Genomic DNA, 12,083 nt, shown 5'->3' with positions numbered 1-12,083 from the left:
ATTGAAGTGCTAAAGTTAATTCTTGTGCCGCGGGGTGGAGCAGTTCGGTAGCTCGCCGGGCTCATAACCCGGAGGTCGTAGGTTCAAATCCTGCCCCCGCAACCAAGAAAAGGCCCCTGACCTGGGATTTATCCCAAGTCAGGGGCCTTTGCCTTTGCCTCAGAAGGGTCCGCTGCCGCGACGTCGGGTCGTGGAGATATCCGCACAGTCCCTTGTCAGCGTCCAGCCATCACAACCCAGACATTTCTTTCCGGAAAACTTCGAATTCAGAAGTTCACACCTATGCCCATTGTGAGCGACGGCAAGTATCCAAGCAGGTACGAAAAATCCGAGTGCGAGTTTCCGCTCAAGCGTGACCACTGAGCAGCAAACTCGCACTCGGATTTAATGAGTGTGCGATGAGATCGGATTAGCCTCCAAGCGCGCGCTCTAGCGCATCCTTCAGCCTCGCGTCTGCCTCACCATACGCTGTCCAGTCACCTTCCTGCATTGCAGCGTCGCGATCTGTGAGAGCCTCTTGCATATCCCTAAGCGCTTGCGTGATAGTCGCAGAGTTCCCGCTGCTCGAGGGCTCCTCCTCACCCTCACCAGACGGCTCTGAGCCGTCATCTGGTGCGATCGAACCTGGCTCCTCGCCGCCCTCGACGTCTTCGAGGTTTGCACCGGAGTCACCGCCGAAGAGCGTGTCCAGTGCACCGTCAAGCGTGTCCTCAAACGCAATGCTGTCGCCGAACGACACGAGCACCTTCTGCAGCAGCGGGAACTGCGTGCCAGACGACGCCTCAAGGTAGACCGGCTGCACGTAGAGCAGGCCGCCACCAACAGGAAGTGTCAACAAGTTACCGCTAATGACTCGCGTGCCACCCTGTCGGAGCAGGTTGAGCTCGGTTGAAACCTTCGGGTCAGTGTTGAAACTGTTCTGCACCTGACCCGGAGCAGGAATCGTATTGCTCTTCGGTAGCGTGAGAAGTTTCAGCGTTCCATAGTCTTCAGCAATCTTACCGTCTTCCGAACCAGCATTCGAGTTCGCAGCGAGGTATCCAGTGAGAATATCTCGGGCCGTGTCTCCCGTTGCATCAGGAATATACGTCGAATAGATCGAATAGGTGGGTTCGGCGTTCGCGCCTGCCGAAAGCGTGAGATAGTACGGTGGCTGCGGTGGGTTCGCGGTACCTTCGCTCGTGCTTGCTACCGGGTCATCTGGAGTTCTCCAAGCGTCCTCATCCGAGTAGAACGCGCCAGCGTTTGTGACGTGATACTTACTCAGTACCTCACGCTGAACCTTGAACAAATCTGTTGGGTAGCGCACGTGGCTCAGCAAGTCACCGCTCATCTCTGACACGTCCTTGAGCGTTCCTGGGTAGACCTTGCTCCAGGATTTGAGGAGCGGATCCTCAGTGTCCCACGCGTACAGCGTGACGCTACCGTCGTATGCGTCAACCGTGGCCTTCACCGAGTTGCGAATGTAGTTCACTGGCTTAGCCAACATGCTCGTGCGCTGGTTGTCAGCATCTACGAGTAGGGAATTCATATCTTGAATCTCTGAGTACGGGTAATCAGCTGATGTCGTGTACCCATCGATGATCCACTTAATTCGGCCATCAACGACCGATGCGTACGGTGCCTCATCGATCGTGAGATATGGGGCTACCTTCTGTACACGCTCGAGTGGGCTTCGATCGTAGAGAATCTGCGATCCATCAACGACTGCGCCCGAAAGCATAACCTCGACGTCTTGGAACTTCAATGCGTAAATAATCTTGGTGAAGATATTGCTGAGCTCTGGGCCGCCCTCGCCAGCAAACGTGGTGAGGTTTGCGCGGCCAGTGTTCACTTCTTCAGCAGTTCCGTCACCAATCTCAGCAGCATCGGCTTCGGTTGTTGCCTGTTCTTCTGATTCAGCGGGTGTTGCATCTTCTGCTTCATCAGCGGGCGCTTCACTACCACTCGACACATCTGACGGATAGTCGAGTTCGATCGGCTTCTCATGGTCGCCACCGACAATCGAGTACTCAGGAGAGTCCATTCCGAAATAGACGCGGGGTTCGAATTCACCGAGGCGCCCACTCGTCGGAATTCCGTTCTCGAGGAAGACAGGCTCGCCGCCAGCTGAACGCTGGTTACCGTAAGCGGCAACCATGCCGTACCCGTGCGTGAACACGAGGGTGCGGTTGTACCAGCTCGTCTGTCCCGACAGGTCAATGTCACGGATCGCAGAGACCGTGTCTTCAACCTGACCATCAAGCTCATAACGATCGACGTTCAATGAGTTCGGGAATTTGTAGTACTGCTTCAGCTGCTCGAGCTGCGCGAAGGTTCGCGAAATAACCTCTGGGTCCATGATGCGAATGTTGGATGCTGCCACGGCGTCATTGCGCAGCGCACCTGGCTCGGCATCGGTAATGGCGTCATACGGCTCCACTTTGACCTGGTCGAGACCATACGCCTTTCTCGTGGCTTCGATGTTTCGGCTGATGTATTCGGACTCAACGCTCTGCTCATCTGGCAGTACCTTGAACTGCTGAATCGCCCACGGATACCCCACTCCAAGTACGAGGCTCGAGACGATGAGCAGTGCGGTGCCGATGACCGGCATGCGCCACTTTCCGGTGATTGAGGTGATGAGGAAAAGCAGCGCGACGATCGCCGCGATTCCAGCGAGGATCTGCTTGCCAGGGATCGATGCGTGCACCCCGGTATACATTGCGCCGGTCGCAAAGCCACTGGTGTCTGTCAACGCAGCAAACTGATCGAGCCACAAGCTACCCGCCTGTATGAGCAAGTAGACCGTCGCGAGAATTGCTGTCTGTATGCGGGTTGCCTTTGAAATGCGGAACTCACGCTCATTGAACGAAATGCCGCCGTAGAGATAGCTCGTGCCAACACCCAAAATGAGGGAGATAAGCACTACCGCAGAAAGGAAGCCCGCGACGGACTGCAGGAGTGGGAGCGTAAAGAGATAGAACGACAGATCTATACCAAACTGGGCATCTACTTCGCCGGTCGGTTCCGAGTTCCACCAGAGCAGAATTGTCTCCCAGTTCGTTGCAGAAGCAACGCCGGCAAAAATGCCAAGAATCGCTGGGAGCAACCACTTCACGAGACGACGAAGCGGTTCGATAACCTCTTGATAACGATCTAGCTGCGCGGTCAATCTGGCGTACACCGGGCGCTTGCGATAGGCAATATCGATCGCAATAAACGTGGGCACTGACATACCCAAAAACCCGATGACGAACATTGCGGCAGCTGCGAGCCACTGGATCGCGAAGACCTCAAGATAACCGAGCTGCTCAAACCACAGCACCTCAGTCATTACCGAGGCAATGGCGAGAAACGCAATGATGAGCACCACCACGAGAACGATGGTGATTGCGAGCGGCGAAAGTCGGCGCGATCGGGGGGCAGCAGTAGTCTGGTCGGTCACCCTATAAACACTAGCGTTTGGGGTGTGAAGATCACCTGGAAACCTCTAGCGCCACCTACCTGTTCGCAGTGGGCGCAATAGAATCGGCACTCTCACTGCGCCCTTTCACTGGCCGTGCCGTAGCGTTGTTTTTGAACACAGGCACGAGGAGAACACCGTGAGCATGGATGAGGATCGCCCCGAGAATCCAGACGAACAACCGGGGCCGAATTTTGAAGAACTGCAGCGCATGTTGCAGAACATGCTCGGAGGTCAACAAAACAGCGAGTTCGACCCGAGCGTACTCGCAAAGGCAGCTGGCGTCTCGGGCGACCCTGCGATGCTCAATGCACTCTTTTCCACACTTCGCGGTGCCATGAATAATCCGAGCGAAGGCATCGATTGGTCCATTGCTCGGCGCACCGCGCTCGATGCCGCGGCCGGCGAAGGTACCGTTAATGCGGCCCCGGCTGAGCGCGCATTTCCGGTTGCGTCGCTCTGGCTCGACGAGGCGACCGAGCTTGGTCCCGTACCAGACGCACCTCGTGCTCTGAGCAGAATCGAATGGGTTCAGCGCTCGATTGATACGTGGATCAGCCTCGCTGAGCCGGTTGCCGAGTCAGTTTCTCAGGCGCTCATGAATGCGATGAACACGCAAATGCCGGAGGAGATGTCTGCGGCCCTGCAGCAGGCTGCACCGATGCTGCGGAGCGTCGGAGGCGCCCTCTTTGCAGTGCAACTCGGGTCCATCGTCGGCCAGCTCTCGGGTGAGGTTGTGGCCGCCGGAGACGTGGGCATCCCTCTACTCTCTGGCCCAGGAAATGAGGGAGGAGCGCTCGTTCCGACCGGTGTTGCTAATTTCGCGAGTGGACTCGATCAAGACCTCGAGGCAGTCACGCTGTACTTGGCAGTGCGCGAACTTGCTCACGCACGCCTGTTCAGGCACACCAAGTGGTTGCGCCTACACCTGCTCACGGCGATCACCGATTATGCGCGTGGGATCCACATAGATACCGACCACATCGAGGAACTCTCGCGTGACCTGGACCCATCGAATACAGAAGAATTGCAGCAGTTGCTCTCAAGTGGTGCGTTCATTCCACCGAAGACACCCGCTCAAGAAGCCGCACATGAGCGTCTCGAGACAATGCTTGCGCTCATAGAAGGATGGGTTGATGTAGTGACCGAGAACGCAACGAAACGACTCCCCGGGGCCGGGGGCATTGCCGAAATGGTACGTCGGCGCCGGGCCACGGGCGGGCCCGCTGAGCGTGCTTTCGCCGCACTGGCTGGCCTCGAGCTTCGGCCACGGCGCCTCCGTGAGGCCGCGGCGATGTGGCGGATCGTGGCAGAGCGAAGTGACACTTCGACTCGTGACGGCCTCTGGGCCCACCCAGATCTCCTCCCCACTACTGAGGAGCTCGACGCTCCCGACCTGTTGCTTTCAAGACTCGGACTCATCAGGGGCCAGGAGGCAACGACTGATGATTTTGATGCAGAGCTTGAGAAGCTGCTTCGCAACGAACTACCGCCGTCACCCGGGAAGAATCAATCACCTCCCGATGCTCCGCAACCCCCGGAACACTAGAACCGCTCACAGCCCCGATCTCTGCTCTAACTCTCACCAAGGTTGTGGATAACTGAGCAGTGCGCAAAAAGTGCTGCACACTTCTGATTATGAAGTCTTCAGCTCACGTACTCATAGACCCGGGTCGCGCGGTCTCTTGGAGCGACGAAACGACGCTCCGTGTAGGTTTTGAACGCGGCAATGTGCTTGTCAGCGCGCCGACACCCGAGCTGCAACAACTGTTTCGACGATTGCTTACGGGTATTCCCGAAGAAGAGTTCAACAGCATCGTGGAGAGCGCTGAGACAAGAAAACTCGGGATGCACGAAATTATCGACACGCTGCGCCCAGCTCTCGTTCGCCGAATTCCGAAACGCCGGGTTTCTCAACGCTACTCACCTTCACAGCACCTCCCTCCAAGCAGCATCCGCACGACCATGAGCGATGATGGCCGCGAGATTCCGGGCCTGCAAACTGCACTAGAAACGAATTGGCTCTGCAGTTTTGAGAAATCATCAGCAGCGCCAGAGCTCGCAGTTCAGGTCATTCGCTTTCTCGAACCACTCGAGCGTTCGAGCCGTTGGCTTTATGAAAGCGTGCCACACCTGCTCATTCGGTTCACCGATGAGGCGGTACGTGTTGGACCACTTGTGTCGGCAAACGGAAGCCCATGTCACTCTTGTGAAGCGCTGCACCTTGTTGAGAAAGACCCGTCCCTTCCTGGGGTAGCCGCCCAGTTCTATGGCAAACGCCCGAGCAGCGAAACTGCGCACGTGTCACTGCTTGTTGGTGCTCTCGCCGCCCATTATGTGCACGCCTGGCGCGAAGGTCACACGTGGGTCCACAACTCGCAGTTGGTGCTTCCCGCGAGGCACGGCACAGTGTCAGAACTTCCCACACTCACACGCATTGAGATTCATCCTGAGTGCGGATGCGCGCTCAGCGAAGAATTCCAGCCTCACTGACAAATCTAGATGGCCTTCGTGAAACCCGAGCGGCACTCTGATATCCCGAAACCAAGAGTTCATCACGCGCTCGCGTAAAGGCGACATAGGCGAGTCTTCGCTCTTCTTCAATCTCGTGCTCTGCCACAGCGTGAGAGATGGGAAAAATACCTTCGCTCATTCCCACCACGTGCACGAACTTCCATTCAAGGCCTTTTGCGGCGTGTACCGCGCTGAGCGTGACTGCTTCAAATTTCGGTTCGTGTTGAGCTCTCTGACGGGCAAGGAGCTCCTCGCTAAATTCAACAATCGAGGTGGTCGGAGATTGATCATCCGCCATCGCGAGGATCGAGTTGAGGGCTTCCCACTTCTCCCGCTCAGCCGCGCCTTGCGGTGGCTTTGTGCTCCACCCGACTTCACGCAGCATGTCGCTCACAACTTGGAACAACGGACGTGAATCCCCTGCTTTGGCCTGTGCCCTGATTAACAGAATGGCTCGTCGCACATCCGCACGATCAAAGAATCGCTGCGCTCCGTGCACTCGTGAAGGAATCCCTTCGTTGGTGAGCGACTCTTCGATCCGCGCAGATTGTGCGTTCGTACGGTACAAGACGGCAATCTCGGATGCAGGGGTTCCCGCTTTCAGTGCGGTGGCGATCGACTGTGCCACAGCACGAGCTTCGTCCTGTTCCGTCGCGAACCACTCGAATGTCGGTTGCGGCGCGACCTCAGTGCGCATGGGACTGAGGTGCAGCGCACCGGGCCTGTCTCTCATAAGCCGATTAGCCGAATGCACAACCGGCTCGACAGAACGATAGTTTCGTTCGAGTCGAAACTCACGCGCATTCGGATACTCGAGCCCGAAACCCAACAGGTACTTACTCGCGGCGCCTGCGAACGAGTAAATGGTCTGGCTGGCGTCACCAACCACGCACACGTCGTCGCGAGCACCGAGCCAGAGTGAAAGCAAGTGGTGCTGTAGCGGTGAAACGTCTTGAAACTCATCGACGGTAAAGAACCGATAGCGTTCGCGGACTTGCAGCGAGGCTCTGGGTTCTACTTCGAGCATTCCAGCCAGCAATACGAGCACGTCTTCAAAGTCGATCTGTCGTCGTTCCTCGAGCACATGTTGGTAACCCTGCTGAATCGCTACCATTTTCTCGGCGTCGACTCCCACAAGCTTCGGGCGCTCGTCAATGCGGTGCGCATACTCGTCAATAGAGATCATTGAGACTTTTCGCCACTCAATTTCTGCCGCGAGATCTCGAAGCGTCTCCGCCCCGAATCGCAAACCGAGAGCCTCAACCGCGTGTGAGATGGTTGCAACTTTGCCCGGTATGAGTTTCGGCGCGTCTCCTCCGACAAACTGGGGCCAAAAATGCCCTAGCTGGGCGAGGGCAGCACCATGGAAGGTGTTTGCTCGCACTCCCTCAACACCGAGATCGCGCAATCGCCCTTGAAGTTCTCCCGCCGCTTTTCGCGTGAAGGTGACAGCCAACACTCGTTCGGGGTCATAGACTCCGCTCCGCACGCCATACGCGATTCGATGCGTGATCGCTCGGGTCTTTCCCGTTCCTGCCCCTGCAAGCACAGAAACTGGGCCCCGCAGTGCTTCAGCGATCTCTCGTTGATCGGGATCGAGGGCTTCAAGTATCGCTGAGGCTTCCGCGCTCACCGATCACCTTCCGAAACCCAATCAGCTATCAACCATCCCGAAATCGAGAGTTTTGTGGGCAACCGAATACCCACGGGGGGATCTGCAAGCTCCTCGCGACTGAACCAACGCAATTCTGAGATTTCTTGTGTATCGGGAACGAGAGCATCTGGATCTTGTCCCTCCGCAAGCTGAGCGCGGAATCCCAGCATCAGTGAACGTGGGAACGGCCACGGCTGCGATCCCATGTACCGAGTTTTACCGAGACGAACGCCGGCCTCTTCGAATATTTCTCTCGCAACTGCCTGCTCGAGGGATTCCCCAGCTTCAACAAACCCCGCAAGGAGCGAGAATCGTCCACTCTCCCAGAGGGTATTCGAACCAAGTAGCACTTTGCCCTCGTGCTCAATCAGCACGATGACAGCCGGATCCATTCGCGGAAAGAGTTCGCCACCACGGGAGTCTCGCCTCGACCAACCGCCGTCGGCCCACTCAGTCAGCTCACCATCTCGAGCCGACCAGAGCGCAGATTCATGCCAACGCGCGAGCGCACTGGCAATAACAACGAGCTCTCTCTCAGCGGGCGAAAGCTCGAGAGAAACCTCAAATGGGTGGATCCACTCGCTCGTCACCCCACCCTGCGTTTCATCGCCGATTGCGACCGCAAAAATGGGTGTCCCGTCTTTCCTGCCGAGGTAGATTCGGTGGCTTGCCTCGGCGAAGAAGCCTGCTGTCGGAAGAAGTTCGAGCCTCGGCGACAATTCGCCTCTCATTATGGGTACATTGACGCCAAATATCCGCAGCACCCGCGCGTCGGGCTCGTTCCAAGCCGCCTCTAACGCAGCTTCCGAGCTGCGGGTTGCAACGTCACGGTCGATCCAACTTCCAGCAAGCGGAATCTGTTCGGCACCCATACTTCGATCCTCTCAGATTCACCGTCTCCAACACACCAAAATTTCATAGACTCCGAGCCAGTGCGCGTGGCGTATCGCCTGAGTCACCGGGTCTGCCTACCCTAATGGCATGGCCAGTCTTCCACTCACCCTAGCTGCACTCGCGACTTCGGCTGTGCCGGGCCTGACTGCTGTCGCAGTTCGACCGCACCAGCTCGCGAGCGAAGATTACTCGGCTGCGATCCTCACTACCGAAGACAGTGAGGTCATTATGAGCGTGCCTCGCACACAACAAGCGGAAACCACTCAATCAGCGTCAGTTCTCGGGATTTCAGCGTTGAGCGACGGTGCCAGGAGTGAGCTTCCGTTTGAAGTTCCACGTGTCCTCGGCATCACTCGCGCCGGTGAGACTCGGGCGGTTGCCATGACCTTTATTCCAGGCTTCCACTTCGATGTAAGTGATCTCGAAAGCGACGCGTTACTCATTGACTCACTTGCGGAATCGATCGCTGCGATCCACGCTCTACCTCGCAGCCTCGCGCAGCAGGGCGGGCTCCCAAACCGGAGCGCGCAAGACCAGCGACTTGCCGTCACGAGAATTGTGGATCGCGCTGCCGCCACACGAAATCTTCCCGAGACAGTACTGCACCGTTGGACCGAGGTGCTCGAGGCGGCCGAGGTGTGGGACTTTGCACCGAACATGGTGCACGGCACACTATCCGGGGATACCGTACTCGTCGAAGAAGATAGAGTCGTCGGAATACTGGACTGGTCAGGACTCTCTATTGGTGACCCTGCAAGTGACCTCGCCTGGTTGCACGAAGCCAGTCCAGACGTCTTCGAGGCCGTCGCTTCACGCTACTTCTCTCGCTGCAATACCGGTGATTCTCGGTCGTTCCGGAGCCGGACGAGGTTCTACCATGAGCTCGAGATTGCACGCTGGTTGCTGCACGGAGTCGATACACACGATCAGCAAATAGTCGATGACGCGGTCGGAATGCTCGACCAACTCGTCGACCGCTTGAGTCTTCTTGACGCGCCGCTCGAAGCACGTCAGCAGCTCAGTGAAGCTGAGGCCATCGACCTCCTCGACCAAACTCCTGAGGTTACAGACAGGCTCTCGGAGACAGCAAGCTACGAGGCGCTCGACGAGGACCGAATGTTCGGCGTCGATACCGACTTCATCGAACCGCTCAAACAGCCTGAACAGACGGCAAAATCCTCAGATTCCTCCGATTCCTCAGACCCGTCGGAACCCTCGGAGGATGATCAAGCGGACGAAAACGATGATCAACTCACGCAGCCTATAGATGAGAGTGATCTCCCCCGTCCACCTCATTCCTGAGCGACTCAGCGGCCTCAAGCCACACCGCTTCGAGTTCGGCTAGGCTCCGATTACTTTCACCCCGCAACTCAACTTCTTCTGCCACGTAGAACAGTGACACGTCGATGAGGTCGGGTGAAATGTTTGCCCAAAGTGCGTACGCATGGCGATACAGGTCGAGTTGGAAGAATCGACTGACCCTTTCGGCTTCATTGGCCGGGGCTCGACCGGACTTCCAATCAACCACCTCGAAGCGCTCAGTTGTTCCTTCGACTCGGTACACTGCGTCGAGCTTGCACACGAGAGTTCGACCAGCAAACGGTAGCGAGACTTCAAGCTCGACGGCGACCGGTTGCAAGCTCGACCATCGCGATCGTTCGAACGCATCAATGAGTGGCCGCAGGTCTGCTTCACCATCAAACTCGTGCGGATCGATCCCCCATTCCTCAGGGTCTAGACCCGCGAGCGGGAGCACGGTGCCGCCCGCGGTGGTGGACCGGCGCTCCACCCACTCATGAAACTGGTTTCCGACCCGAGTGCGGCGATACGGGCGCTGCGGAATTGGTCTGAGTCTGCGCAGCTCGGCTTGAACTGGGTCCTCGACAAACTCATGGAAGGTGGAAGCCGTCACGCGCTCTGGCAGTTTCGACTGCAACGCGCGGCTCCCGTCGCCTTCAATTTGAGCGTTCCGTTCAGCGAGCAGTAGTTCCACAACCTGGTCAGTGTGCGAACCGCCCGGTTTGTTGACCTGGCTGCTCCGCTCGATTTCTTCGCGTATTACTTTTGCCGCACGTAACACGGCATCACTTCGTCGGCCCAGTGGATCGAGTGGCCAGTTGGCAGTAAGTTCGAGCGTTTCGCTCGGGTCCTCTTCATACATGCTGGCCAGCGGCAACTCGGGAATAACTGGCGACTCGCCTTCAGTAAGTTCGGTGAGATATATCGAAGGATTGCGTGGCCGCTTCTGACCTCCCCAAAACGATCCGCTGAGAAATAGCCAGCCCGCTGAGCGTGTCACCGCTACGTATGCAAGTCGCCGTTCTTCGTCTGCATGTCGTTCCTGCAGGGCTCCGCGGTACTCGGCTATCCGGTCACGCAGCTCCTTCTGCGTGGTTGCGATGCACCAATTCAGCTGAGGGCGCGCATTCCGATCTCCTCGGAGTTCATCAGGCAGTGCGCCTGTGGTGAGCCAGCCCTTGCCGCTGCGCGGTTTTCCGGGAAACTCATCGTTCACTAACCGTGGAACCGCCACCAGGTCCCATTGCAGGCCTTTGGCTCCGTGAGCGGTGATGAGCTGCACAGTACCGGGGAGCGGAGCGGGAACGTGTTCCGGCGCGTCATCATCTTCTGCTGCGCGCTCGATCCACTCAAGTAGCGCGGCGAGTGTGCCGACCGTGTCGATAGCGAGAAATCCCTCGGCCAGGTCAGTGAATGCCTCAATATTTGCAAGAGCAGAGCCGCTACCCTGCTCAAACTTCGTCTCATTGGCTTCAAGTTCGATATCGAGCCGCAGAGCGAAGACAACACTTCCGATGAGCTCCGAGATATCGCCCCCTACTCCTCTGCGAAGCGACCGCAGCATCAAGCCCGCTTGCTGCAGGCGCTGTCTACCAGTCATGCTGATGCTTGCGAGAGCCCGGTGCCCCAGGTCACTCATGCTGGCAATCGCATCGAGTGCATCAATAAGCGTGAACTGCCGGTCTGGGTCCGGGAGCACGCTATCGGCCTCTCGATCTTCATCCTGAAGCCGCTGCTGAGACACGTCACGCTGTGAGAACCATCTCGCAGCATCGCGCAGACCCGCTAGATCGGCAACTCCAACTCGGAATCTTGGCCCAGCAAGTATGCGAATAAGGTCGCTTCCAGCGTCGGCATACCATAAGCAACGAAGCACACTTACGACATCGGTGACCTCTGGAGTGCTCAGAAGCCCGCCAAGCCCGACGATACGATTCGGGACTCCTGCCTCGGTCAGCGCGGCAGAAATTGCGGGCATGGCGCTGCGGCTGCGCAAAATCACGGCCGCAGTAGGTAGCGGATCGGCGCCCCCTCGTTGAAACGTTTCTCTCGCCTCTGCCATCCACTGAGCAAGTTGAGTTCGCTCTTCGTGCACGGTCTCTGGAAAGACGCAGTCGACCCGGCCGTCCGTTGCGTTAGGCCTCGGCTGTAGTTTGGGTACCGGAATCTTCGCGTGAGCGCGAAGATCTCCAGAAATAATGTTTGCGGCTTGAAGCACCTTGACAGGGTTTCGCCAGCTCACCGACAGCGTCAAGGTTGTAGCCCCGGCTGATGAAT

General features: G+C 57.5%; 7 protein-coding genes and 1 tRNA gene. 4 read left to right on the top strand and 4 right to left on the bottom strand.

From position 1 onward, the window contains the following. The first annotated feature begins 28 nt into the window (after positions 1-28). Positions 29-105, top strand: a tRNA-Met gene (locus H9L06_RS00400). 304 nt (positions 106-409) lie between these two features. On the opposite strand, the gene H9L06_RS00395 is transcribed toward H9L06_RS00400, so the two are convergent. Then, positions 410-3,427 (bottom strand): UPF0182 family membrane protein, encoded by a 3,018-nt coding sequence (locus H9L06_RS00395; RefSeq protein WP_187555363.1) that lies wholly within the window; start codon positions 3,425-3,427, stop codon positions 410-412. A gap of 163 nt (positions 3,428-3,590) precedes the next feature. On the opposite strand from H9L06_RS00395, the gene H9L06_RS00390 reads away from it, so the two are divergent. Together H9L06_RS00390 and H9L06_RS00385 are read left to right on the top strand one after the other, a co-directional pair. Beyond that, a complete protein-coding gene (locus tag H9L06_RS00390; protein WP_187556252.1) occupies positions 3,591-4,994 on the top strand; it encodes a zinc-dependent metalloprotease in 1,404 nt (467 codons plus the stop codon). Between the two features lie 89 nt (positions 4,995-5,083). Next, on the top strand, positions 5,084-5,938 hold the full coding sequence (locus H9L06_RS00385) for a hypothetical protein (protein ID WP_187555362.1): 855 nt from the start codon (positions 5,084-5,086) through the stop codon (positions 5,936-5,938). On the opposite strand, the gene H9L06_RS00380 is transcribed toward H9L06_RS00385, so the two are convergent. Both H9L06_RS00380 and nudC read right to left on the bottom strand, forming a co-directional pair. Next, entirely contained in the window at positions 5,913-7,592 is a 1,680-nt protein-coding gene (locus H9L06_RS00380; RefSeq protein ID WP_187555361.1) for an ATP-dependent helicase, read from the bottom strand. The genes H9L06_RS00385 and H9L06_RS00380 overlap by 26 nt on opposite strands. Continuing rightward, on the bottom strand, positions 7,589-8,485 hold the full coding sequence (nudC, locus tag H9L06_RS00375; RefSeq protein WP_187555360.1) for an NAD(+) diphosphatase: 897 nt from the start codon (positions 8,483-8,485) through the stop codon (positions 7,589-7,591). Before nudC ends, H9L06_RS00380 begins: the two co-directional genes overlap by 4 nt. A gap of 109 nt (positions 8,486-8,594) precedes the next feature. Here nudC and H9L06_RS00370 point away from each other — a divergent pair, with 109 nt between their 5' ends. Further along, entirely contained in the window at positions 8,595-9,809 is a 1,215-nt protein-coding gene (locus H9L06_RS00370) for a phosphotransferase (RefSeq protein ID WP_187555359.1), read from the top strand. On the opposite strand, the gene H9L06_RS00365 is transcribed toward H9L06_RS00370, so the two are convergent. Continuing rightward, complete coding sequence (locus H9L06_RS00365; RefSeq protein WP_246454553.1) at positions 9,769-12,024, bottom strand: 3'-5' exonuclease; 2,256 nt, start codon at positions 12,022-12,024, stop codon at positions 9,769-9,771. The genes H9L06_RS00370 and H9L06_RS00365 overlap by 41 nt on opposite strands. Positions 12,025-12,083 lie beyond the last annotated feature (59 nt).

The organism is Leucobacter denitrificans (genome assembly GCF_014396385.1).
Lineage (GTDB): Bacteria > Actinomycetota > Actinomycetes > Actinomycetales > Microbacteriaceae > Leucobacter > Leucobacter denitrificans.
This window is presented reverse-complemented; position numbering and strand designations above follow the sequence as displayed.